The sequence below is a fragment of the Opitutus sp. sgz309028 genome (assembly GCF_059821195.1).
In genome coordinates, this window is the sequence record NZ_JCAMRR010000001.1 from 329,944 (window position 1) to 356,670 (window position 26,727).

The window sequence follows — 26,727 nt, forward strand, 5'->3', positions numbered from 1 at the left end:
TTTTCAGGCTTGAAAACCGGCGTGGTGCACCCACGATGCGCGTTCAAGGCGGGCACCCCTCCCCGCCTTCCACCCTGCTTCGCCCCAGCTTTCAGAGATGCGCCCAATCAACCAGCAACTGCTCGCCGAAAAGCTGAAGATCTCGCGCACCACGGTTTCGCGCAGCCTGGCCAATCATCCGGCGATCAGCGCTGACACGCGGGAGAAGGTGCAGAAGCTCGCGGCCGAGATGGGCTACTACGTCGGCCCCGCCCGCGGCGCGCGGCGCAAGCGCCCCAGCCGCCCCGCCACCATCGGCGTGCTCATCGGCGTGCCGGCCGAAAACGTCGCGCTCGCGACCTTCCCGTTCATTCTTCAAGGCATCCGCGAACGCGCCGAGATCGAGCACCTGTCCGTCGACGTGTGCTTCGAAAAACCCGCCGCGCTCGATCCGCATTCGAAACGCCAGCGCGTCTTTCGGCACATCCGCGCCGGCGACTGGCGCGGCACGATTCTCATTTATCCGTTTCCCGAGGAAGCCGTCGCGCTGATCTCCCGCAAGATCTCCACCGTCGCCGTCCTCGAGAGCTACACCGACTCGTCGATCGACATCATCGACACCGATGACTCCGCCGCGATCCTCACGCTCGTCACGCGCTTGAAGGACGCCGGCCATCGCCGCATCGGCTTCCTCACCTGGCGGTATCCAGTCGGTGGACACTGGTCGATGCGTCGCTTCGGCGGCTACGTCGAGGCGCTGTTTCATCACGGCCTCGAGTTCCGTCCCGAGTGGGTGCTCAACCTCAGCCGCTCGTCGGAACACCTGTCGGAATTCGGTCCTGACATTCCCGACCGCGTCGCCTCCATCCTGCGTCGCGACCAGGTCACCGCCTGGGTCTGCGCCGCGGACCACCAAGCCTACCACCTGATGCAGGGCTTGCACGAACGCGGGCTGCGCGTGCCGGAGGATTGCTCGATCACTGGGTTCGACGGACTCGAGCCGCCGCCCAACACCCGCCGCGTCACTTCGATGCTGGTGCCGCATTCCGACATCGGCAGCTCCGCCGTGGCCCGGCTCTTCAGCCGGATGATGGATCCCCAATCTCCCCGCCGAAAAATCCTCGTCGAAGCCCGCTTGATCGAGGGCGAGACCATCGCGCCCCCGCGCCTTCCGTCCTTGATTTGACCCCGGGTCTCGCGCGTCCGCCCAACCCGACGCGACCGATCGCCTACCCCGCCGGGCGGAGCCGCTTCGGTGGCCTCCTCCTGCATGAATTCCTCCGCTTTCGCCCCGTCTCCCCTGAGCGAACCGCCGCTCGCGAGCGGCTTCGTCGATGCCTTCGACGGTCGCTATTATCGGATCGCGCACTGCGATCGCCTGCCGCCGTTTTTCATGAACGTCGTCAGCGCGTCCGATCTCTGGCTGTTCGTCGCCAGCAACGGCGGCATCACGGCCGGCCGCGTCAACCCCGAGGGCGCGCTCTTCCCTTATCGCACCGTCGACCTGATCTACGACGCGCCCGCGTCGACCGGTCCGTTCACGTTCATCCGCGCGCCGACGCCCACCGGCGAATCCTGCTGGGAACCCTTCGCCGCCCATACGCCGCGACATCACGCGATCTCGCGTCACCTTTATAAAAGCGTCGAGGGCGACCGGCTGTGGTTCGAGGAAATCAACCACGACCTCGGTCTCGCCTTCCGCTACGGCTGGGCGACCGCCGAGCCGTTCGGCTTCATTCGCCGCTGCGAACTGGAGAACCTCCGCGCCGCGCCGCAATCGCTCCGCCTCGTCGACGGCCTTCGCAACCTGCTGCCCGCCGGCGTTGATCGCCAGCTACAAAACGACAGCAGCTGCCTCGTCGACGCCTATAAAACCGCCGAACTCCTCGGCGACACCACGCTCGCCATTTACGCGCTGTCCGCCGGCATCACCGATCGCGCGACGCCCCTCGAATCGTTGCGCGCCAGCCTCGTCTGGTCGCACGGATTACCGGACGCGACCGTGCTGCTGGCGGAGACTCAACTCGACGCCTTTCACCGCGACGCCTCCGCTCCGCTCCAGCGCGAGGTCCGCCGGCGCGGGTTGCGCGGCACCTATGCGCTCGCTGCGCGACGCGAGCTCGCCCCCGGCGAACGCCTTTCCTGGCTGTTGGTCGCCGACACCGGGCTCTCGCAAGCCGACATTCTTCAGCGGGCCCAACAACTCGCCCAACCGGAGGCGCCGGCCAAAATTGCGGCCGCGCTTGCCGCGTCCACCCATGCGCTGCGCACGCTCGTCGCCTCCGCCGACGGACTCCAGGCCGGTGCGGCGGAAACCACCACCGCCCACCATTTCGCGAACACTTTGTTCAATCTTCTCCGCGGCGGCGTTTTCGCCCCCGGCGCTGCGATCGATGTCGCCGACTTCACCGCGTTCGTCCGCACCCGCCATGCCGCGCTGGTCGATTTCGCGGCCGAGCTTCCCGCCGTCCTCGACTGGCCGGGACTGCTCGACCGGCTTGCCGCTTTCAGCAACCCCGATCTCCTGCGCCTCGGCTACGAATACCTTCCGCTCACCTTCAGTCGTCGCCACGGCGATCCGAGCCGCCCGTGGAACCGCTTCAACATCCACGTCCGCACGCCCGATGGCGGCCGCCGGCTCCACTATGAGGGCAACTGGCGCGACATTTTCCAGAACTGGGAGGCGTTGTGCCTGAGTTTTCCGGCCGCGCTCGAAAGCGTGATCGCGAAGTTCCTGAACGCCTCGACCGTCGACGGCTATAATCCGTATCGAGTTTCTCGTGACGGCATCGACTGGGAGGTCCCCGAGCCGGATCTGCCTTGGGCTTCGATCGGTTACTGGGGCGATCACCAGGCGATCTACCTGCTCAAGCTCCTTGAATGGTCGGATCGCTTTCATCCCGGCTTCCTCGCCGGCTGGTTGCGACGTTCGCTGTTCAGCTACGCCGACGTCCCGTATCGGATCGCGCCCTACGATACCATTCGCGCGGATCCGCGGGTCACCATCGAGTTCGACGCCGCGAAGCACCGCCGGATCGTCGCTCGCGCGGCCACGTTCGGCACCGACGCGCGACTGCGGGCCGATGCCGCTGGACGCATCCTCCACGTCAATCTCACCGAGAAACTGCTGGTCCTGCTGCTTGCCCGGTTGACGAACTTCATCCCGGGCGGCGGCATCTGGATGAACACGCAACGCCCCGAATGGAACGACGCCAACAACGCGCTCGTCGGCTACGGGGTGTCGGTCGTCACGCTCGGTTATCTTCGGCGTTTTCTCGCGCACGTCCGCGACCGGCTCCTGCCCGCGCTCGGCGACGACCCCGTCGAGATTTCGTCGGCGCTCGTCGATCTCGCGAGGGCGGTGGCCCGCACGCTCGACGAATATCGTCCGCTGCTCGCGACGCCCGAACTTTCCAACGATAACCGCCGCCGCGTCGTCGACGCCCTCGGTGCCGCCGGCAGCGAGTATCGCGCCGCGGTCTATCGCGAGGGCGCGCTCCCGCGCGCCCAAATCGCGCCGGCGCAGGTGCGGCGGCTCGTGGACACGGCGCTGGAATTCGTGGACCACACGATTCGCGGCAACCGTCGCGATGACGGCCTGTATCATTCCTACAACCTGCTGCGATTCGTCGACGCGCCCGCGTCCGCACTCGAGCTTCTGCGCCTCCAACCGATGCTCGAAGGCCAGGTCGCCGTGCTCAGCTCGGGCCTGTTGTCGCCGGAGGAAGCCGTCGCGCTGCTGCGCGCCTTGCGGGCGAGTTCGTTGTATCGAGCGGACCAGCACAGCTATTTATTGCAGCCGGATCGCGCGCTGCCCGACTTTCTCGATCGCGCCCGCATTCCGGAAGCGCTCGTGGAGCGTTCGGCCGCGCTGCGCGCACTACTCGCCAGCGACGACACGCGGCTGGTGCAGCGCGATCCGCACGGCGCCGCGCGTTTTCATCCGGACCTGGTCAACCACACCGCCCTGCAGAACCGGCTTGAAACGCTCGCGACCGACAAGCGTCTCGCCGACTTCGTCCGCGACCATGCGGCGGCGCTGCACGAGATCTACGAACGGGTTTTCCACCATCATGCCTACACCGGCCGCAGCGGCTCGATGTTCGGCTACGAGGGCCTGGGCTGCATCTACTGGCACATGGTCGCGAAGCTGCTCGTCGCCGTGCAGGAAAATCTTGCGCGCGCACACGCGCAATGCGACCCGGCGGCGGCGGAGTTGACCGCGTGGTATTACGAGATTCGGGGCGGCCTCGGTTTCAACAAAACGCCCGAGCGTTACGGCACGTTTCCCACCGACCCCTACTCGCACACGCCGGCGCACGCGGGCGCGCAGCAGCCGGGCATGACGGGACAGGTGAAGGAGGAAATCCTGACGCGTTTCGGCGAACTCGGTGTCACGGTGACCGAGGGCGGTCTGCAGTTCGAGCCAACGCATCTGCTGGCGGAGGAGTTTACCCGCGAGCCCATCTCGTTTCGCGTGATCGACGAGGACGGACACGAGCACGCGATCGCTCTGCCGATCGATGCGCTGGGGTTCACCGTGGGTGCGACGCCTGTGATTTATCGGCTCACCACCGCCGATCCCCGGCTGCAACTGGTGTTTGCCGATGGCGGCGTTCGAACCATCGCCGGGTCGCGGCTCGATCGCGCCTTGAGCGCAGAGATCTTCCGGCGTTCGGGGCAGGTGCGACGGATCGACGTCGAACTCGGCCGCGAGTTCCGACCACTGACGCGTCCTTGCGCGCCGCCGTGAAGTCCGCCGTCCGGGGAAGCCCGACAGAGATTGCCAATCGGGGCCACTTGGCGCTCTGTGACCGCCCACGCATGAAGCTCTTCGTGATCCTGCTCGCCCTCTGCGGATTGTTGGCCGGCTGTTCGTCGGTGCATTCCGAACGGAATCCGCACGTCGATCTTTCCAAGCTCAGGCGCTTTTACGTCGAGCACCGGCTCTCGGACAATCATCGCGTCGACGACGCGATTGTCGCGGAGCTGCAGGCGCGGGGTTTCGAGGCGTCCGCGGGGCCGCTGACGATGATGCCTGACGGCATCGACGCGCTCGTGACGTATCAGGACGAATGGGCGTGGGATTTTAAGTCCTACTTGATCCAGCTCGACGTCGTGATCCGCAGTCCGCACCGGAATCTGGTTTTTGCCGGCGGCAGTTACCGGCAACCGTCTCCGCGCGCGCAGCCGCTGCCGACCGTGGTGCATCGTTTGTTCGACTCGTTGTTACAAACCGGCGGCAAATAGTTGCAGATTGGCGATCCGCTCTCGACACCGGCGGCAATCGACACACGTTAACTTCACCCCGCAGGTTACCCCGAATGAAAAAGCTGCCTCTTTGCGCGCTCATCGGCGGCGCTGGTTTTGTCATCGCTGGCACGACGCTCCTCGCGCAACTCGACCCGAAGCCCAACGCCACCGCCCTGTTTCTCCCGCTCCTCTGGGACGCGGTCATGGTCGTGATCGGCGCCGCAATCATCCTCCGGTGCGACTGCGCCCGCCGCTCCGGACTCGTGTGGAATGTCTTCTGTTTTCTGGCCACGCTGGCGATCGGCGTCGCGGCCTTCGACTGGTTGCTGCCCCAACGGTCGGAACCGCTCGGTACCACGCGGATCGTGTTCATGCTGCTGACCGTTGGCTTCGGTCTGGTTTACTCGATCTGGCAAGCCGTGGCATTCTACAGTCCGTCGGTGCGCGCCTGGGTGGAGGAAAACTCCACGCGAGAATCGCCCTCGCACCGCTGAGGACGTCAATCGCTGACGGATTGCAGTTTTTTTGGGAGCCGATGTGATCTGCCCATGCCGATCCGCTCCTTTTTCCCGACTCTGATCTACTGCGAGCCGCTCCAACGCTCAGGAACCAAAACGCTGAACGCCGAACTCGCCGCCGAGTGCCGCCAGTTGCGTGAGTTCGACAGCGCCGGTCGCCGCTGGTCGGCGACAAACTATCCCGGCGGCTACACGAGCTACGCCTCGCTCAACCAACTGCATCGCTTCTCCAGCACCTTCGCCGAGCTCGAGAAAAAGATCACGCGCCACGTGCTCGCCTTCGCCCGCGCCCTCGACCTGGACCTGCGCGGACGAAACGTGCACATGACCGATTTCTGGGTGAACATCATGCCGCCCACGGCCGCGCACTCGCTGCACCTGCACCCGCTGTCGTTCATCAGCGGCACGTATTACGTCGTCACGCCGAAAGGGTGCCCCGGTTTGAAATTCGAAGATCCGCGCCTCAGCAAATTCATGGCCGCGCCGCCGAAGCGCGCCTCCGCCCGTCCCGCCCACCGCCCGCACGTCACCTATCCGGCCGAAGCGGGCAACGTGATTTTGTTCGAAAGCTGGCTCCGCCACGAGGTCGCCGCCAACCGCCTCGACGAGGAACGCATCAGCGTCAGCTTCAATTTCAACTGGAGCTGAGTTGCGAACCCGCGCGGCCGCCGAAGGTGACGCGCACCCGCTCCGTCCGATGCCGACTCGCCGTCTGTTCGTGTCTCTTCCCGTTCCCGCTTCCGTGCGGGCCGAGTTCGCGAAGCTGGTGACGCGCCTGCCGGATGTCCGCTGGCTGCCCGACGAACAATGGCACGTCACAATGCGTTTTCTCGGCAATGTGGACGACGCACGCGTGGACGAAATTTGCGATCGGCTCGCCGCGATTCGTGTGGAGCCGTTTCTCCTGCCGACGGAAGGCGTTGGCGCTTTTCCAGTCAAAGGTCATCCGCGCGTGCTCTGGGTGGGCACGGGCAACGGTCACCCGCGTCTGCATCAACTTCGTCAACGCCTCGACGACGCGCTGCTCGCCGCGGGAATCGATTTCGACCTACGCACCTTCCATCCGCACATCACGCTCGCCCGCTGCGGCGAGGACGCGCGCGTGCCGGTCGCGCAATGGCTCCGGCACCACGCGAAATTCGAAGGCCCCCCGTTTCGCGTCGACGCGTTCGAATTGATGGAAAGCGAGCTGCGCCCTGCCGGCGCACATTACTCGCTCGTGAAGCGCTTCGAATTGTCGAAGCCCGCGTGACGCGCGTCGGCGGCCGAAAAGCAAAAACCCCGCCGGAGCGGGGTTCAAAAGCCGAGTCGCTCGGCCGCGCGACTCAATGATGATGATGGTAACGGTAATGGCGGTGATCGAAACGCCGGCCACCATCGATCACGATCACGGGACGCGCCACCACGACAGGACGGGCGCTGCTGACATACACCACGCGGGTGGGCGCCGGGTTGACGTAAACCACGCGCGGCGGCGCACTCACGACCACGGTCTCCACCGTCGGCGCATACGGCACGACAGCGACCGGTTCGATGCGCTGATACGGGACGGGCGCCGGACGGGTAGTGTCGACGATCGCGCCCACGACCGCACCGGCGGCGGCGCCGATCACCGCGCCCTGCGCCCAGCGATCGCCGTTGTGCCCGCCGATCAACGCCCCGGCGACCGCGCCGACGACCGTCGTATCCCGCACCACCGACGGACGATAGATTTCCGCCTTCGCCGTCGTCGCCACCGCTGTCGCCAACGCCAGGGTAATGAAGAGAGGTTTCATGCGCTCTGAGACGCCGCCGGTGCGAAAAAGTTTACAGAAAATCTCCCACGCCTGACGCACCCCACCTGCATCTTTCGCCCCTGGCTCCCGACGGCTCGCGTCACCGGCACAACCGGTTTAACCTTCACTTGTCATGAAGACCATCGAGATCAGTGACGAGGTCTACGAGGCGCTGCAGGATCTTGCCACTGGCTTCAATCGCACCCCGGACGAGGTGCTCGCCTCGCTGCTCCACGTCCCCACCGGATCGCCCGACGCCAGCGAACCGATCGCGGCGTTCATCCTGAGTTCGGAGTTTCGGACCAAGTTCACCGACGCCGACAAATATCTCGCGATTCTCAGCTGGCTCGCCGCCCGGCATCCGGCCGATTTCGCGGAATTCATTCGCAACCTCGAGAGCGGCCGCCGCTACCTCGGGCTCAGCCGCGAGGAGATCGTCGATCGCTGCCGCCACAACCAGGCGCGTCAGATCGCGGGTTCGCCCTACTGGGCGATCATGAATCTGGATACACCGACGAAGCGGCGTTTTCTCGGACGCGTGCTCGAGTTCATCGGCTACCGCCCGGCCGTGATCGAGTTTGTGTGCGCCGCGATCGGCATCCGGCGCGGCGCATCGCACCTCCTCGCCAACTGAACCTCGCTCACCGCAGGCGCGCGAAAAACCACGCCGCAATCGCCATCATCCCGACGTTCGGCACCCACGCCGCCGCGAGCGGCGACAGGATTTCCTTGGTCGCGAGCGACGAGCCGACGTTCGACAGAATATAGTAGAGAAAAAAGAGCCCGATCGATTTCGACACCCCCACCGCCGGATTCACGCGCACGCCCGTGACCGCGAACGGAATCGCGATCGCGATCACGATCAGCGGCGCGAACGTGTCCGCCATGAGGCTGAAATACCGCACCTCGTAGGGCGTCGCTTTCGGATTCGACGCCAGCGCGAAGTAGTCGATCAGGCGCTCGAGCTGCGGCAGCGAAAGATCCTTGGCGCGACGGTCAATCAACAACATCAGCTTCGGGTCCTCGCGAAACGTCGGCTCCACGCGTTCGGCAAACGGCCGCGACGCGATCAGCTCGCGCGTGTCCGGCTGAAACGTCAGTTCGCGTCCGTTGCGAAACACCCAACCCTGGTCGGGATCCAGCCAGGCCTCGCTGGCCACGATCCGCGTGCTCTCGTGGCGTTGCGCGTCGAGCAGCGACACCGACACGCCGTAGCCGCGGCGCGTGAACTGGCTGTAGCGGTTGAAAAACCACATCCGATGTCCGTCCGGATTGTCGAACGCCACGCTGTAGACCGCGCGCACGTGGTCCGGCGACAGCAAGCCCGACTCCTGGCGGATCGCGAGGGTGTCGCGCAAGGCCGCCGATTCGTCGACCGACCACGGCACCACGCGGGTGTTCAGCAGCCAGGAAAGCCCGCAGGCGAGCACGCCCACGATCCACACCGGCGCGGTGATGCGCCCGAGACTCACGCCCGCGGCGCGCAGCGCCGTGAATTCATTCGCGCGATGCAGCTTGCCGAGCACGAACATGAGCGAAACCAGCAGCGCCAGCGGCAGCACCAGCGCGAGGTAACTCGGCACCGTCACCACCACATACATCCACAGATCCAATCCGCGCGCGCCGAGGTCGCGCATGTCGCGGAAATCGTCGTAGAGCACCTGCACGAGCAGCAGCCCGATCGTGGCGCACACGACGAGCGCAAGAATTTCCAGCCATTCGCGCAACAGATGTCGGTCGTAGGTGTTCAAACGTGGCGCGATCAAACGCTCCGCGCTTCCGAAGGCAAAACCCAAACCTCCGCACTGCACCGCCCGCTGCAACGCTTCCATCGTCAATTCTGCATCTCTCCCGACAGATTGGTTGAAAACGTGCTATGCGTTCCCTTGGCTCGCGCCTTCCCGCCCGGGCCCGCTTCCATGATGCCACACGCCTTGCGCTCCGCTTTCGCTTTCCTGCTCGCCTCCACCCTCGCGTTGGCCGCGGCGCGGGCGGAGGAAACGATTCGGATCGGCGAATACGCCTCGCTCACCGGCAAAGAGGCGAGCCTCGGCCAGTCTTCGCACCGGGGCACGCTGCTCGCGATCGAAACGATCAACGCCGCCGGCGGCGTGCTCGGCCGGAAACTCGAGCTGATCACCGAGGACACGCAGTCGAAGGCCGGCGAGAGCGGCACCGTGGTCCGCAAGCTGATCACCCGCGACAAAGTCGTCGCGATCCTCGGCGAGGTGGCCTCCAGCCGCTCCCTCGAGGGCGCCCCGATCGCGCAGCGCGCGAAGGTGCCGATGGTCACGCCCGCCTCGACCAACCCGAAAGTCACCGAGGTCGGGGACTACATTTTCCGGGTTTGCTTCATCGATCCTTTTCAGGGCCCCGTGATGGCGAAGTTCGCGCTTCAAAGCCTGAAGGCGAAGCGCATCGGCCTGATGGTCAGCGTCTCCTCCGCCTACAGCGTCGGCCTCGCCAAGTATTTCAAGGAAGCCTACGTCGCCGGCGGCGGCACGATCGTGCTCGAGCAGAAATACCAGGAGGGCGACCGCGATTTCAAAGCGCAACTCACCGCGCTCCGCGCCGCCGGCGTCGACGCGATCTTCAATCCCGGCTATTATAACGAGGGCGCACTGATGGTGAAACAGGCGCGCGATCTGGGCATCACGGTGCCGATGTTCGGCGCCGACAGCTGGGAGGCGCAGGCGTTGATCGACCTCGGCGGCCGCGCCATCGAGGGCGCGTATCTGTGCTCCCACTACTCGCCCAACGATCCCTCGCCGCGCGTCCGCGAATTCGTGGCCGCCTACAAACAGCGCTGGGGCGAGGACGCCTCGCCCGATTCCAACGCTTCGCTCGGCTACGATTCGGCCCTCGTCCTCGCCGATGCCATCCGGCGCGCAGGCTCGACCGATCGCGCGCGGATCCGCGACGCGCTCGCGGCGACCCGCCAGTTTCCCGCCGTCACCGGCAACATCACCATCGATGAAAAACGCGACGCCTCCAAAAGCGCCGTCATCCTCACGGTGAAGGACGGTCGTTTCCACTACGTCGAAACGATCACGCCCTGACCCGTCGCTCCCACACCCGATCCCCCGTCCCATGATTGTTCCACGCCTCCTCCTCACGCTCGCGGTTGTCCTCGGCCCCGCGCTCGCCGCCGCGCGCGCCGCCGAGCCCATCAAAGTCGGCGAATACGCGTCGCTCACCGGCAAGGAAGCGAGTTTCGGCCAGTCGTCGCACAAGGGCATCGTGCTCGCGTTCGAAGAAATCAATGCCGCGGGCGGCGTGCTCGGCCGGCCGCTGCAACTCCTCACCGAGGACAACCAGACGAAACCGGGCGAATCCGCGACCGCGGTGAAAAAACTCGTGGCGCGCGACAAGGTCATCGCGCTCCTGGGCGAAGTCGCCTCCGGCCGCTCGCTCGAGGCCGGTCCGGTCGCGCAGGCCTACAAGATTCCCATGATCGCGCCGGCCGCGACCAATCCGAAGGTCACCCAAACCGGCAACTACGTTTTCCGCGTCTGTTTCATCGATCCATTTCAAGGCACCGTCATGGCGAAGTTTGCCCGCGAGGATCTGAAGGTTTCGAAGGTCGCGATCCTTTCGAGCGTGTCCAACGCCTACAGCGTCGGCCTGGCGAAGTTTTTCCGGGAAACGTTCACCGCAGGCGGCGGCGAGATCGTCGCCGACAAAAGCTTTTCCGAAGGCGACAAGGATTTCCGCGCGCAACTCACCGCCGTGAAAGCCGCCGGCGCGGAGGCGGTTTTCGTCCCGAGCTACTACACCGAGGCCGCGCTGATCGTGCGGCAGGCGCGCGATCTGGGCCTCGCGGTGCCGTTTTTCGGCGGCGACGGCTGGGAGGCTCCGCAGCTCCTCGAGATCGGCGGCGACGCGCTCGACGGCTGCTATTATTCCACTCACTTCTCGCCGCAGAACGAAGATCCGGCCGTGCAAAAATTCGTCGGCCGCTTCCGCGAACGCTGGGAGGGCCAGACGCCCGACGCCTTCGCCGCGCTCGGCTACGACGCCGCGTATGTGCTCGCCGACGCGCTCAAGCGCGCGGGCACCACGAAGGCGGCCAAGCTGCGCGACGCCCTCGCGGCGACGCGCAATTTCAGCGGCGTGACCGGCGTGACGACGATCGACAAGAACCGCGACGCCTCAAAACCCGCCGCCATCCTGAAGATCCAGAACGGCAAGCTCACGTTTTTGAAAACGGTGGCACCGTGAGGGGCTGGCGAGGAGTTGAGAGCTGAGGGTTGAGAGTTGAGAGTCATGAGCCGGAAACCGAGCGATGTTTAACTTCGAGCGTCTCGAAGTCTGGCACAAAGCCGTCGCCTATGCGGCCGCCGTTTATGAGTGCACCCGCGCGTTCCCGCCCGAGGAACGTTTCGCTCTCACAAATCAGATCCGCCGCGCGGCCACTTCTATTTCGTCCAATATCGCAGAAGGATCGGCCAGATCTCCATCGGACTTCGCAAAGTTTCTAGGCTATGCATCGGGCTCACTCTACGAAACCGTCACGCAGGCGACCATCGCTCGCAATTTGGGCTTTCTCGATCAAACCAGCCATCAAACCCTCTACCGTGCCGCCGAAGAAATCTCGCGAATGCTGAGCGGGCTGCGCAGCTCACTCAGCGGCTGATGCCCGACTCTCAACTCTCAACCCTCACCTCTCAGCTCTCGACTTCTTCAATGACCGAATTCCTCCAACAGCTCATCAACGGCCTATCGCTGGGAGCGATTTATGCTCTCATCGCGCTCGGCTACACGATGGTCTACGGAGTCCTGCGGTTCATCAATTTCGCCCATGCCGACGTGTTCATGGTGGGCGCGTTCATCGGCTACTTCCTCGGCCACCGGCTGCCGGAGAACACGATCTGGGCCGGGCTGCTCGTCCTGCTCGGCGCGATGCTCGGCTGCGCGCTCCTGGGCATGCTGATCGAACGGCTCGTCTACCGTCCGCTCCGCGGCGGACCGACGCTCAACGTCCTCATCACCGCGATCGGTATGTCATTGCTGCTTGAATACACCGGCCAGCTTCTGTTCGGCGCGGCGCCGCGCACGTTTCCCCAGGTGTTCCCCTCGACGAATGTGCGTTTCGGCGCCCTGATCGTCTCCAGCAACCAGCTGCTCGTGATGGTCGTCGCCTTCGTGCTCATGATCGGACTGCAGCTGATCGTGTTTCGGACGAAGATCGGCACCGCGATGCGCGCCGTGGCACTGAATCCGAAGGCCGCCCAACTCGTCGGCGTGAACAACAACGTCGTGATCGCGTTCACCTTCGCCCTCGGCTCCGCGCTCGCCGGCGCCGGCGGCGTCCTCTACGCGCTCAATTATCCGTCGATCGATCCGCTGATGGGGGTGGTGCCCGGGCTCAAGGCTTTCGTCGCCGCCATCCTCGGCGGCATCGGCAACATCCCCGGCGCCGCGCTCGGCGGACTGCTGCTCGGCACCGTCGAGACCTACGTCGGCGGGAGCCAGTGGTCCACTTACAAGGACGCCATCGCGTTTGCCGTTCTCATCATCATCCTCCTTTTCCGCCCCGCCGGTCTGCTGGGGCGTTTCACGGTGGAGAAGGTATGATCTTCAAGCCCAGAACCTGGAGCCCAGAGCCCAGAGTCGAGTCATCCGCAGCCATGCCACTTCCCTTACCTTCCACTTCCGTCGCTCTGGGCACTCGGCTCTAGGCTCTCAGCTCATCCGATGCCCAAACCCCACCTCGCGCTTCTCGCCGGACTGCTCGTCGCCATCGGCGTCTCGCATTTCTCCGACCACATCGACCCTTACCACCTCGATGTGCTGACGGGTATCGGCATCAACGTCATCCTCGCGGTCTCGCTCAACCTGGTCAACGGCTACACCGGCCAGTTCTCGCTCGGCCACGCCGGCTTCATGTCCGTCGGCGCCTATCTGGCGGCGGCAGTATCCATGTTTCTTGGACCGCAGCTGCTCGGCGACGAACCGACCGTGTTTCACGAAGGCCTGCTGTTCCTCGGCGCGCTGCTCGCCGGCGGGCTCAGCGCCGGACTGGCGGGACTGCTCGTCGGCGTGCCGTCCCTGCGACTCAAGGGCGACTATCTCGCGCTCGTCACGCTCGGCTTCGGCGAGATCATCCGCGTCGCGTTTCAGAATGTCGAAAGCCTCGGCGGCGCACTCGGCCTCAATGGCATCCCTCCCTACACGACGATCTTCTGGGTGCTCGCGTTCGTGGCCGTCACGATCTTCGTCGTGACGAGCCTCGTGCACTCCACCTACGGCCGGGGCTTCATCGCGACCCGCGACGACGAGATCGCGTCCGAGGCGGTCGGGCTCAACACCACGCGTTACAAGATCGTCGCCTTTGTCATCGGCGCGTTTTTCGCCGGCGTCGCGGGCGGGCTCTACGGGCACTTCAAGATGACCATCACGCCCACCGGTTTCGATTTTACCAAGAGCATCGAGATCGTCGTAATGGTAATCCTCGGCGGCATGGGCAACACCCTCGGCGTCGTGCTCGCCGCGGTCCTGTTGACGCTGCTGCCCGAGGTGCTGCGTCCCGTCGCGGAGTATCGCATGGTCCTCTACTCTTTCCTTTTGATCGTCCTCATGCTCGCGCGACCGCAGGGGCTGTTTAACTTCCGGCTGTCGTTCGGAAAACGATCGCCCGCGCCATGAGTTCCGCCCCCGCCGCACCGTTGCTCCAGCTCGACCGCGCCACCATCCGCTTCGGCGGTCTGACGGCGGTCAACGGTTTCGACTTCTCCATCGGCGAGGACGAGCTCGTCGGTCTCATCGGCCCCAACGGCGCCGGCAAAACGACGGTTTTCAACCTGATCACCGGCGTCTATCAGCCGACGGACGGCGCAGTGCGGTTTTGCGGCCGCAATCTCGCCGGCCTGCGCGTCGACCAGATCGTGGCCTGCGGCATCGCGCGCACGTTTCAAAACATCCGGCTCTTCGGCAGTCTCTCGGTTTTCGACAACGTTCGCGTCGCCTGCAACCTGCACCGCGCCACCAGCCCGCTGCAGTCGCTCGTCCGGCTCGGCCGCTTTCGCCACGACGAAGCAGCCATCGCGCGACGCGCCGAGGAACTGCTCGAGATTTTCAATCTCCGTCGTCTCCGCGACGCGCCCGCGCAAAGCCTGCCTTACGGCGAGCAGCGCCGGCTCGAGATCGTCCGCTGCCTCGCCACCCAGCCGAAGCTGCTGCTCCTGGACGAACCCGCCGCCGGCATGAATCCCACCGAAAAGGCCGATCTCGTGCGGCTGATCCAGCGCATCCAGAAGGAATTCAAGCTCTCGGTGCTCCTGGTCGAGCACTCGATGAAAGTCGTCATGGGCGTTTGCCAGCGCATCGCCGTGCTCGATTACGGCGTAAAAATCGCCGAGGGCACCCCGGCCGAAATTCAGTCAAACCCCAAGGTGATCGAAGCCTATCTCGGCGAGGACCACCACAAATCCATCGCGCATCACTGACGTCACTTTGTTTTCCCGCTCCTCGCTTCTTCGCTCGCGCGCTGCGCCGGCCGGAATCGGAGATCGAGAATCGAAAATCGAAATGCTCCAAGTTTCCGATCTTCAGGTCTCCTACGGCGCGATCGTCGCGCTCGCCGGCATCTCGTTTAAAATTCCGCAAGGCACCATCGCGACGCTCATCGGCGGCAACGGCGCGGGCAAAACCACCACGCTGCGCACCATCTCCGGACTCCTGCGGGCGCGCGCCGGCCGGATCTCGTTTCTCGGCGAGGAGATTTCCTCGCTGCCGTCGCATCAGATCGTCGCCCGCGGACTCTGCCAGGTGCCCGAGGGCCGGATGATTTTTTCCAATCTCACCGTCGACGAGAACCTTTCGATGGGCGCGTATCTGCTGCACGACTCCTCGCTCATCGCGAAAAATCGCGCGTATGTCTTCGACGTGTTCCCGCGCCTGCAGGAGCGCCACAAGCAGATGGCCGGCACGCTCTCCGGCGGCGAACAACAGATGCTCGCCATCGGCCGCGCCCTGATGGGCAGCCCGAAATTTCTCATGCTCGACGAGCCGTCCCTCGGCATCGCGCCGCGGCTCATCTCGACGATTTTCGAGAAGATCGTGGAGATTAACCGTGACCACGGAATCACGATCCTGCTCGTCGAACAAAACGCCAATCTCGCCCTCGAGGTTTCGTCCTACGCCTACGTCCTCGAAACCGGTCGCGTCGTGATGGAAGGCGATTCGAAGCAGCTCCGCAACGACCCGCGCCTGAAAGCCACTTACCTCGGCGGTTGACCGCTTTCCCGCGCGGGCCGGTCAACGCGCCTCCAGCACGGCGACCGGCAGATCGGTGAAGACTTCCGCGAGCGCCAGCGTCGCGTCGCCGTCGAACCTTCTCCCCGTCAGCGCGTCGCGCCATCCGCCCGCGGCCGTCACCTCCACCGCCGTGTCCGCCCATACCAATCCCAGCGGCGGACATCCCAGCGCGGTCGTCAGTCGCGGCACCAGAACACAGATCCGCTCCTTCTCGCGCCAGCGCTCGAAGGCGATCGCGTTGTCCGCAAACCGGCCCGTCAGTTCCAGCGGCCGATACTCGCCCGCGCGAAACAACTCCGGACGCGCGGCTCGCAACGCGAGCAGCACCCGCGTGAGTTTCAATTTCACCGCGCCGTCCTCCCACTGCGCCAGCAGGGTGCGCCACTCGGCGTGTTCCGCACGGCGAGCCACCGCGGCGTTGTCGGCGAAATCGACCGGCCGGCGGTTGTCGGGATCGACCAGGCTGAAGTTCCAGCGTTCGCAGCCTTGATAGAAATCGGGCACGCCCGGTGACGTGCATTTCAGCACGAGTTGCGCGAGCGAGTTGATCATCCCGAGATGCGCGAGCCGCCGCGCCTTCGGCCGGAAACTCTCGAGAAACGCGCGGCCCGTCTCCGGATGCAGGATCGCCGCGATAAAGCGATCGCCCGCTTCCATCCATGGTTCGTTCTGATGCACCCACGAGGTGTTGCGTTTCGCTTCGTTCACCGCCTTGCGCCAGTGTTCGCGGATCCGGGTGAGAAAGGTTTCGTCCGGGTCGGTATCGTCGACCGGCCACGCGCCCAGCAACATTTGATACAACCGATATTCCTCATTCGCATCGGGCGCCGCACGACCGTCGCGCACCGTCTTGTGTCCGCGATTGATTTCCGACCACTCCGCCAGCCAGTCGCGCCACGCATGCGGCATCTCCGACAACGCATACAGTCGGGCACGCATGTCCTCGCCGAACTTCGTGTCGTGCGTCGAACTCGCCAGCAACGTCTGCGGCGTGCGCCGCAGACGCTCGAGATTCGCGGTGTGAAATCCCGCCACCGTCCCGCCAAAGCGCCCCGGATTCCCGCCGACCTCGTTCAGCGCGACGAAACGACTGTAGGTGTAAAACGCCGTGTCCTCGACCGACTTCGCCATCACGGCGCCCGTGTATTGCTGGAAGCTCAAAACCCACGCGACCAGCCGCTCGCGCAGAAAGCCCCCCGCTCCGTCGCCGGGATAATCTCCAGCCAATACATCGCGCACCAGCTCGAAGGGTCCCGCATCGAGCCGCCGGTTTCTCGCGATCGCCACCGCGCACGCGCGCTCGATCGTGTGCCGATCCTGCGGTGTCAACGGCTCGTCCTCTCCGCGATAGGTGCGATACACGCCGTGCGCGGCCATGAGCTCGCGCACCGCCACCGTGAGTTCATGACGCGTCACGTCGCGCCAGCGCCGGTCCTGCTGCAGCAGCTCGGTGAGGTCGTGCGCGAGCCGCGTCACCGCATTGGCAAACATCTCCTGCAACACGAGCCGCTTCTTCGCATAAACGACGTCCTCGAACGACGCCGTCTCGCCCGTGAACGCGCCATACGTTTCGGTGAAGCGACGCTCGGCCCGCGAATCCACCAGCACGCCCGCGACCTGCGCGATAAATTCGTAGCCGGTCGTGCCGTGCGTGGCCCAGTTCTCCGGCAGGCTCTCCTCATCCTCGAGGATCTTCTCGACGACGACGTAAAGCGACGCCGCGCCCCCGCCGTCATCCGCGAGCAGGCTTTGCAGGCGATTCAAATACTGCCGTGGATCGCGCAAGCCATCGATGTGGTCGATCCGCAAACCCGTGACGACGCCGGTGTGCAGCAACTCCGCGAGCAGCGCATGGCACTCGCGAAACACCTCGGGATTCTCCATCCGCAGACCGATCAGCGTGTCGATCGCGAAGAAGCGGCGATAGTTCGTCTCGTGCACGCCCGCTTTCCAGAACGCCAGCCGGTAGTGCTGCTGCTGCAGGATCGCGTCGAGTTCGTCGAACGACGCCGGGTTTCCCTCCGTGCCGTTCAATGATTGCAGACGCGCATCCACGCGCGCGCGCAAACCGGCGTCGCCCGCGAGCAGGTCCGCCAGCCGTTGTTTTCGCGCCGCCAGCTCCGCGGTCCGGGCATTCGCACCCGCGGACTCCTCGCGCGCGCGCAACCACGGCAGCGCACCCAATTCGCGCAACAACTCCGCCAGCCGCGCCTCGCGTGCGCCGTCGTCCGCCGGCATCAGCACGGCCGGATAACTCTGCGGACTCAGCGGGAAACGCATTTCGTAATACGCGACACTCAGCGTGCCCTCCTCGAGCACCAGACTCAGTTTTCCCGCTTCGAGCACCCGGCCGTAGTGATCTTCCAGCAATGGCACCAGCACCTGGGAACGCCCATCGCTCGCGCCGGCATTCCAGTCGATGTCAAAGAAGCGCGCGTAGGCGGAGTTCTCGCCGTGCTCGAGCACGTCGCGCCACCAGCGGTTCAACAAACCGGGTCCGTTGATGCCCATGTGATTCGGCACGAAATCGAGCAACAACCCCATCTCCCGCTCACGCAGCTTCGCATGCAGTTCCCGCAGCGCGTCGCGGCCGCCGAGCTTCAAATCGACGCGACGGTAATCGTTCACATCGTAGCCGTGCGTGCTGCCGGGCGTGGAGAGAAAGATCGGCGACGCATACAGGTCCGAGATCCCGAGGGAGGAAAGATAATCGATGATCGCCGTCGCCGCGGAAAACGGAAACTCGCGGTGCAGCTGCAGACGATAGGTGGCGCGCGGGACGCGCCGGGCGGTTTTCAACGACATGGAAGTTCAGAGCGCGGCGTTCCTCGCCACCAGCAGGACCGTCGACGGCCGATCCAGCACCAGCGCATCGAGGCAGCTCGCTCCCGGCCGGCCGACACTCGTTTCGCCGGCCGTCGCAGCGGCGCTCTCGAGCTCGATCGCCCAGCCCATGCCGGGCGGCGGCGCCAGACGTTCGTCCGTCCCCCACGCGATCCGCGCCTCGCCGCGGAGCGCGCTGATCACCAACCGGTCTGGCTGGCCGGACGTGCGATAACGCAGCGCCACGACGTTTCCGATGGCGAACGCGCGCCAGCCTTCTCGCGTTCGCGCGCAGTCCCGCACCCACGCGGCGCGGTGCCGCAGGCATTCGCGATAAAGCGCGATCATACCCGCGTGCGGCGATTGCCGAAGCTCGTCCCACCGCAGCTTCGATCGCGCGAACGTCGTCTCCGCCTGCGGATCGGGAACGTCTTCCGGCGCCAGCGTCGCATTCAGCCCGACCGAGGAAAACTCCTTCTGGCGCCCCGCCGACACCTGTTGCCCGAGTTCGCCTTCGTGATCGGTGAAATACAGGAAGGGCGAGCTCGCCGCCCATTCCTGGCCCATGAAGATCAGCGGCGGATACGGCCCGAGCAGCAGGAGCGCCGAGGCCGCCCGAAAGGCCGACGCCGCGATCAGATGTTCGAGCCGCTCGCCGCGCGCGCGATTGCCGACCTGATCGTGATTCTCGATGCAAACAACGAAGGTCTTGGCCGGCAGGTGATCGCAGGGCTCGCCGCGGGGTTTACCTTTCCACTGCGGATACGGCTGCCCCCGATAAAACCAGCCGTGCTGCAGCGTGTCCGCGAGATCCTCGGCCGAACCGCTGTAACTCTTGAAATACGATTCCTGCACCCCCGTCAGCGCGACGCGGATCTCGTGGTGAAAATCGTCCGCCCACGCGGCATCGAGGCCCCAGCCACCGCCGCTTTTCTCCACGACGAAACCGGCGTTGCGGTCGTCCTCCGCGATCAGGAATGCGCCGCGACGGTGCGCTTCCGCAGCGATCTCCGCGAGCAAGTGCCGGGGCGTCGTGTCGACGATCGCATGCGTCGCGTCCAGCCGCAGCCCGTCGAAGCGAAACTCGTCGAGCCAGTAACACGCATTGGCGCGGAAGAAATCCCGCACCGGCACGTTGTCCTCCGCGCTCAGGTTGAAACCCTGTCCCCACGGCGTGTGCCGGTGCGGGTCGAAATAATGCGACGCATAACGCGCGAGATAATTCCCATCCGGGCCGAGGTGGTTGTAAACGACGTCGAGAATCATTGCCAGGCCCCGCGCGTGCGCCGCATCGACGAGCGCGCGCAGGTCGTCCGGATGCCCGTAACACCGCGCCGGGGCAAACAGCGCCACGCCATCGTAACCCCAGTTTCGCTCGCCGGGAAAATCCGCGACCGGCATCAGCTGGATTGCCTCGATTCCCAACGCAGCGACGTGATCGAGCTTCGCGATCGCGGCCCGGAACGTGCCCTCCGGCGTAAACGTGCCGACGTGCAACTCATAGATGGATTGCCCGCGCCAGCCGGGCCGCTGCCAGGTGTCGCATTTCCATGAATACGCCGAGGCGTCGACGCACGCGGACGGGCCGTGCACCCCTTCGGGCTGGAAGCGCGAGGCGGGATCGGGCAGTTCCGCGCCGTTCGGCAGCGCATAGTTATAGCGATCGCCGCTCCGGCCCTCCGGATCGTGAACGGCGAAATATCCGGCCTGCTCGCGTTTCATCGCGAGCCGGCGTTCGCGACCGTCCGCCGCCGAGATCCGCACCTGCAGCGTGGCGTGGTCCGGCGCCCAAACCCGATAAACCACGCCCTGCCCGCCCACGGCTGCGCCGAGAGCGGGCGCCGGCGAAACGGTCGGACCGGTGCGGTCATCGAGGATTCGGGTCATGGCAGGAGAGCGCGAACGCGCTTAGTCGGTTGCGGCCAGCCACCGGTTCCGAACCGGCCGGGTTTGGCGCGTCCGCTCAGTTGCGGGGCCGTGTTCCTCCCTATTCCCGGAACGGGGGGATTTCCTGCCGCAGCGCGTTGCCCGGCGGGCCGATTGCGAAGAGGAGTGCAAAATCCCTTTCAATCATGGCCGTCTACGAGAACACGCTTCGCAATCAGGTCGCTTTTGTCACCGGCGTCGGCTCCGGCATTGGCCAGGCCGCCGCCCTACTCCTCGGCCGGGCCGGTGCTCGCATCGGCGGTTTCACGCACAAACTCGAGGAGGCGGAGGCGACCTCCGCGACGATTCGTCAGGCGGGGGGCGAAGCGCTCGGGTTCGGAGGCGACGTTTCCTCGTCGGAGGACGTCGCCGCCGCGGTCCAGAAGATCGAGGAAAAGTGGGGCCGGCTCGACATCGTCGTCGCTAATGCCGGCATCAACGGATTGTGGGCGCCGCTCGACGAGCTGCCCGAGAAGGAATGGTCACGCACCCTGGAGGTGAACCTTACGGGCACTTTCCTCACGATCCGGCACAGCCTACCGTTGTTGAAAAAAAAAGGCGGTGCCGTCGTGATTGTCTCGTCGGTCAACGGCACGCGCATGTTCAGCAATTCCGGGGCCTCCGCCTACGCGACCTCGAAAGCCGGCCAGCGCGCCTTTGCGCGGATGATTGCGCTCGAGCTCGCAAAGCATCGTATCCGGGTGAACACGATTTGTCCTGGTGCGATCGACACCAACATCGACGAAAACACGAAACGTCAGGATCTCAATAAAGCGGGCGAGCCGGTGAAATTTCCCGAAGGCCAGGTGCCGCTCACCGATGGAAAGCCCGGCACCTCAGAGCAGGTCGCGCAACTCATCTGGTTTCTCGTGTCGGACCTCTCGTCGCACATCAGCGGCACGGAAGTCTACATCGACGGCGCGCAATCGCTGTTGCAGGGCTGAACCTCACGAAACAAGGAGAGCCCACGAAACACACGGACAACACGGAAAGAACTGTTTCCGTTTCCGTGTCATCCGTGTGTTCCGTGGGCTGAATCAGTCCAAGTCTGAGTTTTCGCCTCAGTCTTTCTTCGGCGGGGACAACAGGGCGATCGGTGCGCGTTTGCGGGAAGGATTGCGGGCTTCGTCGCCGGTGCCGGTTTCCTGCTGGAAGAGGGCCATCGAATGCGCGGGCAGCACATGCGCGTCGCCGCCCTGGCGGAGGACCATTGGCTCGTCAATGAACCCGTATTCCGAAGCCGTATCCAAAATCTGGCGCCAGCGCACCTGCGCCGCGCTCGGCAGCGTCACCTCGACGTGCTCCGAATGTGCGTTGAAATAGAGGAGGAAGGTGTCGTCGCGCACGCGCTCGCCTTCGTAGGTCCAGAGCGCCAGCGAATCGCCGCTCAGCACCACGCCGAGCACCTTCGCAAAATCCGCCGCCCAAGCCTCGTCGTCCATCTCGGAACCGTCCGGATGAAACCAGGTGAGGTCCTTCATCTCGCTGCCGCGAAGCCGGCGGCCGCGAAAGAAGCTCGAGTTGTGAAAAATCGGATGCGCGAGGCGGAACTTGATCAGGCGGCCGGTGAAGTCCGCGAGCCGGCGCGCATTCACATCGCGCAACCACGGCAGCCAGCTGATTTCGTTGTCCTGACAGTAGGCGTTGTTGTTGCCACGCTGCGTCGCGCCGGCCTCATCGCCGCCGCGCAGCATCGGCACGCCTTGCGAGAGGAACAGCGTCGCGAGGAAATTGCGCTGCATGCGGCGCCGCAATTCGAGCACCGGCTCGGGCGCGTCGAGGCCTTCGTGGCCCCAGTTCGCGGAGTGGTTGTTGTTGTCGCCGTCCTGGTTGTTTTCGCCGTTGGCCTCGTTGTGCTTCTGGTCGAACGACACGAGATCGCGCAGCGAAAAACCGTCATGCGAGGTGATGAAGTTGATGCTCGCGGTCGGAGTCTTGCCGCTGCCGGCATACAGATCCGAGCTGCCGCAGAGCCGATACGCGAAGTCGCCCATGTGGCCGGACTCGCCTTTCCAGTAACGGCGCACGGTGTCGCGGTAGCGGCCGTTCCACTCGGCCCAGAGGACGGGAAAGTTTCCCACCTGATAACCGCCCTCGCCGACGTCCCACGGCTCCGCGATCAGCTTCACCTGCGAGATCACCGGATCCTGATGGATCACGTCGAAGAACGACGACAGCCGGCTGACCTCGTGCAGCTCGCGCGCGAGCGCCGGCGCGAGGTCGAAGCGGAAACCGTCGACGTGCATCTCCGTCACCCAGTAGCGCAGGCTGTCCATCACGAGCTGCAGCACGCGGGGATTCGGGACATTGAGCGTGTTGCCCGTGCCCGTGTAATCCATGTAGTAGCGCGGCTGGTCGCCGACCAAACGGTAGTAACTCGCGTTGTCGATCCCGCGAAAGCTCAGCGTCGGTCCGAGGTGATTGCCCTCGGCGGTGTGATTGTAGACGACGTCGAGGATCACCTCGAGTCCCGCGGCGTGCAGGCTGCGCACCATCGTGCGAAACTCATCCACTTCCGAAGCGATCGCGTCGCCGCTGCGGTAGGTCGGCTCCGGCGCGAAGAAGCCGAGCGTGTTGTAGCCCCAATAGTCCGTGAGTCCCTGGTCGAGCAGGTGCTTTGACGTGACGTGCTGGTGCACCGGCAGCAGCTCGATCGCGGTGACGCCGAGGTGCTTGAAATACTCGATCGCACGCGGGCAGCCGAGGCCGGCGTAGGTGCCGCGCAGCTCGGACGGCAATTCGTCCCAGAGCTTGGAAAAACCCTTCACGTGGACCTCGTAGATCACCGTTTCGTGCAGCGGCCGGTTCGGCGGCGTGTCGTTGCCCCAGGCGAACGTCGGGTCGATCACGGCCGCTTTCGGCATCAGCACGGCATCGTCGCGCGAGTCGAACGACAGGTCTCCCGCCGGATCGCCGATCGTGTATCCAAAATTCTCATCCGCCCATTGCACCTGCCCGGCGATCGCCTTCGCGTAGGGGTCGAGGAGCAGCTTGTTCGGATTGAACCGGTGCCCCTTCTCCGGCTCGTAGGGGCCATGCACGCGATAGCCGTAAAGCTGCCCGGGGCGAATCTCGGGCAGAAAGCAGTGCCACACCTGGTCGCTGCGATCGCGCAGCACGATGCGCGCGACCTCGGGTTCGCCAAGGCGATCGAAGAGGCACAGTTCGACCTTGGTCGCATTTTCGGAAAACACCGCGAAGTTGACGCCGTTGCCGGTCCAGGTCGCGCCGAGAGGATAAGGGCTGCCTCGCCAGTGCTTTGTCGGTTTCATGGGTGGCGCCGCCGACAGGCGAACGGTCGCTGCGTTCCGCGGCGCGGGATCAGGCCGGCTCTTGATTTTTGCCGCGGGACGCTAAACTAGCGGGCTCTTTTGCATCTTCAGCTCTAGAACCTTAGCTCATCGCTAACGACCACACTTCTATGTCCACCGCTACTCCGCAAAAATTCGAGTTCCAGGCCGAGATCAAGCAGCTGCTCGATATCGTCATCCACTCGCTCTACACGGAGAAGGAAATCTTCGTCCGCGAGCTGGTATCGAACGCGTCCGACGCCCTCGAGAAGCTCCGCCACACCCAATTGACCGAGAAGGAGATCTTCGACGACAAGCTCGACCTCGAGATCAACGTCACCACCGACGACAAGGCCAAGACGATCACGATCCAGGACTTCGGCATCGGCATGACGCGCGCCGAACTGGTGCAAAACCTCGGCACCATTGCCCACTCCGGCTCCAAGGCATTTCTCAAAGCCCTCGGCGAAGGCGGCCAGAAAAACGCGAACCTGATCGGCCAGTTCGGCGTCGGCTTCTACTCCGCCTTCATGGTCGCGAAGCGCGTGCGCGTCTACTCGCACTCCTGGCGCGCGAACGAGCCGGGCCACGTCTGGACTAGCGACGGTTCCGGCAGCTACGAGATCGAGGAAAGCGAGGGCGAGCGTCGCGGCACGAAGATCGTGATCGAGTTGAAGGACGACTGCGCCGACTTCTCGCAGGACTGGAAGATCAAGGAGATCCTCGAGCGCTACAGCGCATTCATCTCGTTTCCGATCAATCTCAACGGCAAGCGCATCAACACCGTCCAGGCACTCTGGCTGCGCAACAAGAACGAGATCAAGGACGAGGAATACACCGAGTTCTACAAATTCCAGGCCCACGCCTACGACGAGCCGCGGCTGCGGCTCCACTTCTCGGCCGACGCGCCGCTCTCGATCAACGCACTGCTTTTCGTCCCGAAGGAAAACACCGAGAAGCTGGGCTTTTCCCGTCTCGAGCCGAGCGTCGCACTCTACTGCCGCAAGATCCTCATCGACGCCAAGCCCAAGAACCTCCTGCCCGAATGGCTGCGCTTCCTGAAGGGCGTCGTCGATAGCGAGGACCTGCCGCTCAATATCTCGCGCGAGACGATGCAGGACAAGGCCCTCATCGAGAAGCTCAACAAGGTCATCACGAAACGCTTCCTCAAATTCCTCGAAGAAGAGGCGAAGCATCGCGTCGACGGCTACAACGAGTTTTTCGCCGAGTTCGGTATCTTCCTCAAGGAAGGTGCCGCGATGGATTTCGCCCACAAGGACCAGCTGGCGAAATTGCTGCGCTTCGAGTCGTCGCTGACCGAAAAGGGCAAGACCACCTCGCTCGCCGATTACGTTTCCCGCATGGGCGGCGACCAGAAGGAGATCTATTACCTCGTCGGTCCGAACCGCGCGGCCATCGAAAGCGGCCCGTATCTCGAGGGTTTCAAAGCCCGCAATCTCGAGGTGCTGTTCTGCTATGAAGCGGTCGACGAATACGTGATGAACAGCCTGCGCGAGTTCGACGGCAAGAAGCTCACCGCCGCCGATCACGCCGACGTGAAACTCTCCGACCTGCCGAAACCCGAGGGCGCGCTCAGCGAGGACGACACGAAGAAACTCACAAGCTGGCTCAAGGACACGCTCGGCGAACGCGTCGCCGAGGTGAAGGCGTCCGATCGCCTCGTCGATTCCCCCGCGCTCGCACTCAACGCCGACAAGTTCATGTCGCCGCACATGCGCCGCATGATGAAGGCCATGAACAAGGACGGCGCCGACTCGCCGCTGCGCGTGAACCTCGAGATCAACCCGCGCTCCGCGGTGATCAAGCGCCTGTTCGAGACGCACACCGCCGCGCCCGACCGCGCGAAGCTCGTCGCCGAACAGATCCTCGACAACGCGCTCATCAGCGCCGGCCTCCTCGACGACGCCACGCCGATGGTCGCACGTCTCTACAAGCTGCTCGAGAACGTCTGAGGCCAGCGCCTCGCTTCATCAAAGCCCGGCAAAACCGCCGGGTTTTTTTTGCGCTCGCGACTCGCGTTTCCCGCCGGCCGGACTGAAATCGTCCGCGTCATGATTCGCTGCATTCGCGTTCCCCTCTTCCTCGCGCTCGGTGTGATTTCGTCCGCGTCGCTCGCGCGCGCCGCCGAACCCACCGGCGATCTTTCGCAGTGGTCCGTCGAACAGATGCCCGGCGGCAGCGTCACCACGCGCGGCGACACGCTCGTGATCGAGGACGACGGCGGCTGCACCGTCTGGTATCGTCACAAACTCACCGCGCCGGTCGAGATCACCTACGAGGTCACCGCCGTGTCGAAAGGCGGGCCGCACGATCGCGTGTCCGACGTGAACTGCTTCTGGATGGCCAGCGATCCGAAGACGCCGCACGAACTGCCTTCCGGCCGTTCGGGCGCGTTCGCCGATTACGATTCGCTCGCGACCTACTACGTCGGCATGGGCGGCTGGAACAACACCTTCACGCGTTTCCGCCGCTACGCCGGCGACGGCTCGAAACCGCTCCTTCCTGAACACGATTTGAAAGACGCGAAGTTCCTGCTGGAGCCGAATCGCACTTACAAGATCCGCGTCGTCGCCCGCGACGGTGTCGCCGAATACTGGCGCGACGGCGAAAAAATCTTCTCATTCAAGGATCCCTCTCCCCTGACGAGCGGCTGGTTCGGTTTCCGCACCGTGAAAAGCCATCTCGAGATCCGCAATTTCCGGATCCACCGGTAACCAACTCCGGTAGGGACGTCTCTCCGAGACGTCCGCGAACAACCTCCCGCCCTCTCCCAAAACCAGGCGCCGCTCCCACGGCGCCTTTTTCGTGCCCGTCCGCGACCATGCGAAACCCGCATGCCCAAGCCCCGCCCGACGCAGTGGCGGCGCGTCGCTCCCTGCGTTA

The 26,727-nt window shown here is 64.6% G+C and carries 22 protein-coding genes; 17 read left to right on the forward strand and 5 right to left on the reverse strand.

Annotated elements, in window-relative coordinates; genetic code table 11:
• Positions 1-97: 97 nt before the first annotated feature.
• The 6 genes from AC6RV7_RS01320 to thpR all read left to right on the forward strand — a co-directional run bounded on the left by AC6RV7_RS01320 (position 98) and on the right by thpR (position 7,002).
• Positions 98-1,165, forward strand: coding sequence for a LacI family DNA-binding transcriptional regulator (locus tag AC6RV7_RS01320; RefSeq protein ID WP_500092090.1), 1,068 nt, complete (start codon positions 98-100; stop codon positions 1,163-1,165).
• A gap of 84 nt (positions 1,166-1,249) precedes the next feature.
• Positions 1,250-4,732, forward strand: coding sequence for a 1,3-beta-D-glucan phosphorylase, GH149 family (locus tag AC6RV7_RS01325; protein WP_500092091.1), 3,483 nt, complete (start codon positions 1,250-1,252; stop codon positions 4,730-4,732).
• A gap of 71 nt (positions 4,733-4,803) precedes the next feature.
• Positions 4,804-5,229: a hypothetical protein gene (locus tag AC6RV7_RS01330; protein ID WP_500092092.1), complete on the forward strand. Its 426-nt coding sequence runs from the start codon at positions 4,804-4,806 to the stop codon at positions 5,227-5,229.
• A 74-nt stretch (positions 5,230-5,303) separates the two neighbouring features.
• Entirely contained in the window at positions 5,304-5,726 is a 423-nt protein-coding gene (locus AC6RV7_RS01335; protein WP_500092093.1) for a hypothetical protein, read from the forward strand.
• Positions 5,727-5,780: 54 nt separating this feature from the next.
• On the forward strand, positions 5,781-6,398 hold the full coding sequence (locus AC6RV7_RS01340) for a TIGR02466 family protein (protein ID WP_500092094.1): 618 nt from the start codon (positions 5,781-5,783) through the stop codon (positions 6,396-6,398).
• A 49-nt stretch (positions 6,399-6,447) separates the two neighbouring features.
• The gene (gene thpR / locus AC6RV7_RS01345; protein ID WP_500092095.1) at positions 6,448-7,002 is read left to right on the forward strand and encodes an RNA 2',3'-cyclic phosphodiesterase; all 555 of its coding nucleotides are present in this window, start codon (positions 6,448-6,450) and stop codon (positions 7,000-7,002) included.
• A gap of 73 nt (positions 7,003-7,075) precedes the next feature.
• Here thpR and AC6RV7_RS01350 read toward each other — a convergent pair whose 3' ends face one another.
• Positions 7,076-7,525, reverse strand: a complete 450-nt coding sequence (locus tag AC6RV7_RS01350; RefSeq protein WP_500092096.1) for a YMGG-like glycine zipper-containing protein — start codon at positions 7,523-7,525, stop codon at positions 7,076-7,078.
• A 133-nt stretch (positions 7,526-7,658) separates the two neighbouring features.
• Between AC6RV7_RS01350 and AC6RV7_RS01355 the strand changes: the two genes are divergently transcribed.
• Positions 7,659-8,159, forward strand: coding sequence for a hypothetical protein (locus tag AC6RV7_RS01355; protein ID WP_500092097.1), 501 nt, complete (start codon positions 7,659-7,661; stop codon positions 8,157-8,159).
• Between the two features lie 7 nt (positions 8,160-8,166).
• On the opposite strand, the gene AC6RV7_RS01360 is transcribed toward AC6RV7_RS01355, so the two are convergent.
• A complete protein-coding gene (locus tag AC6RV7_RS01360; protein ID WP_500092098.1) occupies positions 8,167-9,276 on the reverse strand; it encodes an LptF/LptG family permease in 1,110 nt (369 codons plus the stop codon).
• A 168-nt stretch (positions 9,277-9,444) separates the two neighbouring features.
• On the opposite strand from AC6RV7_RS01360, the gene AC6RV7_RS01365 reads away from it, so the two are divergent.
• The 7 genes from AC6RV7_RS01365 to AC6RV7_RS01395 all read left to right on the forward strand — a co-directional run bounded on the left by AC6RV7_RS01365 (position 9,445) and on the right by AC6RV7_RS01395 (position 15,763).
• Positions 9,445-10,584 (forward strand): ABC transporter substrate-binding protein, encoded by a 1,140-nt coding sequence (locus tag AC6RV7_RS01365; RefSeq protein WP_500092099.1) that lies wholly within the window; start codon positions 9,445-9,447, stop codon positions 10,582-10,584.
• Positions 10,585-10,615: 31 nt separating this feature from the next.
• Positions 10,616-11,746 (forward strand): ABC transporter substrate-binding protein, encoded by a 1,131-nt coding sequence (locus AC6RV7_RS01370; protein WP_500092100.1) that lies wholly within the window; start codon positions 10,616-10,618, stop codon positions 11,744-11,746.
• Between the two features lie 64 nt (positions 11,747-11,810).
• Entirely contained in the window at positions 11,811-12,161 is a 351-nt protein-coding gene (locus AC6RV7_RS01375; protein ID WP_500092101.1) for a four helix bundle protein, read from the forward strand.
• 50 nt (positions 12,162-12,211) lie between these two features.
• Positions 12,212-13,102, forward strand: coding sequence for a branched-chain amino acid ABC transporter permease (locus AC6RV7_RS01380; RefSeq protein WP_500092102.1), 891 nt, complete (start codon positions 12,212-12,214; stop codon positions 13,100-13,102).
• Positions 13,103-13,222: 120 nt separating this feature from the next.
• On the forward strand, positions 13,223-14,173 hold the full coding sequence (locus tag AC6RV7_RS01385; RefSeq protein WP_500092103.1) for a branched-chain amino acid ABC transporter permease: 951 nt from the start codon (positions 13,223-13,225) through the stop codon (positions 14,171-14,173).
• A complete protein-coding gene (locus tag AC6RV7_RS01390) occupies positions 14,170-14,973 on the forward strand; it encodes an ABC transporter ATP-binding protein (protein ID WP_500092104.1) in 804 nt (267 codons plus the stop codon). Before AC6RV7_RS01385 ends, AC6RV7_RS01390 begins: the two co-directional genes overlap by 4 nt.
• An 82-nt stretch (positions 14,974-15,055) precedes the next feature.
• Positions 15,056-15,763, forward strand: coding sequence for an ABC transporter ATP-binding protein (locus AC6RV7_RS01395; RefSeq protein ID WP_500092105.1), 708 nt, complete (start codon positions 15,056-15,058; stop codon positions 15,761-15,763).
• Positions 15,764-15,784: 21 nt separating this feature from the next.
• Here the strand turns inward: AC6RV7_RS01395 and treY are convergent, their stop codons facing one another.
• On the reverse strand, positions 15,785-18,589 hold the full coding sequence (gene treY, locus AC6RV7_RS01400) for a malto-oligosyltrehalose synthase (protein ID WP_500092106.1): 2,805 nt from the start codon (positions 18,587-18,589) through the stop codon (positions 15,785-15,787).
• Positions 18,590-18,595: 6 nt separating this feature from the next.
• The gene (treZ, locus tag AC6RV7_RS01405; RefSeq protein ID WP_500092107.1) at positions 18,596-20,494 is read right to left on the reverse strand and encodes a malto-oligosyltrehalose trehalohydrolase; all 1,899 of its coding nucleotides are present in this window, start codon (positions 20,492-20,494) and stop codon (positions 18,596-18,598) included.
• 185 nt (positions 20,495-20,679) lie between these two features.
• Here treZ and AC6RV7_RS01410 point away from each other — a divergent pair, with 185 nt between their 5' ends.
• A complete protein-coding gene (locus AC6RV7_RS01410) occupies positions 20,680-21,477 on the forward strand; it encodes an SDR family oxidoreductase (protein WP_500092108.1) in 798 nt (265 codons plus the stop codon).
• Positions 21,478-21,594: 117 nt separating this feature from the next.
• Here the strand turns inward: AC6RV7_RS01410 and glgX are convergent, their stop codons facing one another.
• Entirely contained in the window at positions 21,595-23,805 is a 2,211-nt protein-coding gene (glgX, locus tag AC6RV7_RS01415) for a glycogen debranching protein GlgX (RefSeq protein WP_500092109.1), read from the reverse strand.
• Positions 23,806-23,954: 149 nt separating this feature from the next.
• On the opposite strand from glgX, the gene htpG reads away from it, so the two are divergent.
• On the forward strand, positions 23,955-25,796 hold the full coding sequence (gene htpG / locus AC6RV7_RS01420) for a molecular chaperone HtpG (protein ID WP_500092110.1): 1,842 nt from the start codon (positions 23,955-23,957) through the stop codon (positions 25,794-25,796).
• Between the two features lie 99 nt (positions 25,797-25,895).
• On the forward strand, positions 25,896-26,558 hold the full coding sequence (locus tag AC6RV7_RS01425; protein ID WP_500092111.1) for a DUF6250 domain-containing protein: 663 nt from the start codon (positions 25,896-25,898) through the stop codon (positions 26,556-26,558).
• Positions 26,559-26,727 lie beyond the last annotated feature (169 nt).

What these genes read in the sequence shown, in the direction of transcription:
- AC6RV7_RS01320 (WP_500092090.1), top strand. Translation starts at nt 98, where the DNA reads ATGCGCCCAATCAACCAGCAACTGCTCGCCGAAAAGCTGAAGATCTCG.
- AC6RV7_RS01325 (WP_500092091.1), top strand. Translation starts at nt 1,250, where the DNA reads ATGAATTCCTCCGCTTTCGCCCCGTCTCCCCTGAGCGAACCGCCGCTC.
- AC6RV7_RS01330 (WP_500092092.1), top strand. Translation starts at nt 4,804, where the DNA reads ATGAAGCTCTTCGTGATCCTGCTCGCCCTCTGCGGATTGTTGGCCGGC.
- AC6RV7_RS01335 (WP_500092093.1), top strand. Translation starts at nt 5,304, where the DNA reads ATGAAAAAGCTGCCTCTTTGCGCGCTCATCGGCGGCGCTGGTTTTGTC.
- AC6RV7_RS01340 (WP_500092094.1), top strand. Translation starts at nt 5,781, where the DNA reads ATGCCGATCCGCTCCTTTTTCCCGACTCTGATCTACTGCGAGCCGCTC.
- thpR (WP_500092095.1), top strand. Translation starts at nt 6,448, where the DNA reads ATGCCGACTCGCCGTCTGTTCGTGTCTCTTCCCGTTCCCGCTTCCGTG.
- AC6RV7_RS01350 (WP_500092096.1), bottom strand. Translation starts at nt 7,525, where the DNA reads ATGAAACCTCTCTTCATTACCCTGGCGTTGGCGACAGCGGTGGCGACG.
- AC6RV7_RS01355 (WP_500092097.1), top strand. Translation starts at nt 7,659, where the DNA reads ATGAAGACCATCGAGATCAGTGACGAGGTCTACGAGGCGCTGCAGGAT.
- AC6RV7_RS01365 (WP_500092099.1), top strand. Translation starts at nt 9,445, where the DNA reads ATGATGCCACACGCCTTGCGCTCCGCTTTCGCTTTCCTGCTCGCCTCC.
- AC6RV7_RS01370 (WP_500092100.1), top strand. Translation starts at nt 10,616, where the DNA reads ATGATTGTTCCACGCCTCCTCCTCACGCTCGCGGTTGTCCTCGGCCCC.
- AC6RV7_RS01375 (WP_500092101.1), top strand. Translation starts at nt 11,811, where the DNA reads ATGTTTAACTTCGAGCGTCTCGAAGTCTGGCACAAAGCCGTCGCCTAT.
- AC6RV7_RS01380 (WP_500092102.1), top strand. Translation starts at nt 12,212, where the DNA reads ATGACCGAATTCCTCCAACAGCTCATCAACGGCCTATCGCTGGGAGCG.
- AC6RV7_RS01385 (WP_500092103.1), top strand. Translation starts at nt 13,223, where the DNA reads ATGCCCAAACCCCACCTCGCGCTTCTCGCCGGACTGCTCGTCGCCATC.
- AC6RV7_RS01390 (WP_500092104.1), top strand. Translation starts at nt 14,170, where the DNA reads ATGAGTTCCGCCCCCGCCGCACCGTTGCTCCAGCTCGACCGCGCCACC.
- AC6RV7_RS01395 (WP_500092105.1), top strand. Translation starts at nt 15,056, where the DNA reads ATGCTCCAAGTTTCCGATCTTCAGGTCTCCTACGGCGCGATCGTCGCG.
- treY (WP_500092106.1), bottom strand. Translation starts at nt 18,589, where the DNA reads ATGTCGTTGAAAACCGCCCGGCGCGTCCCGCGCGCCACCTATCGTCTG.
- treZ (WP_500092107.1), bottom strand. Translation starts at nt 20,494, where the DNA reads ATGACCCGAATCCTCGATGACCGCACCGGTCCGACCGTTTCGCCGGCG.
- AC6RV7_RS01410 (WP_500092108.1), top strand. Translation starts at nt 20,680, where the DNA reads ATGGCCGTCTACGAGAACACGCTTCGCAATCAGGTCGCTTTTGTCACC.
- glgX (WP_500092109.1), bottom strand. Translation starts at nt 23,805, where the DNA reads ATGAAACCGACAAAGCACTGGCGAGGCAGCCCTTATCCTCTCGGCGCG.
- htpG (WP_500092110.1), top strand. Translation starts at nt 23,955, where the DNA reads ATGTCCACCGCTACTCCGCAAAAATTCGAGTTCCAGGCCGAGATCAAG.
- AC6RV7_RS01425 (WP_500092111.1), top strand. Translation starts at nt 25,896, where the DNA reads ATGATTCGCTGCATTCGCGTTCCCCTCTTCCTCGCGCTCGGTGTGATT.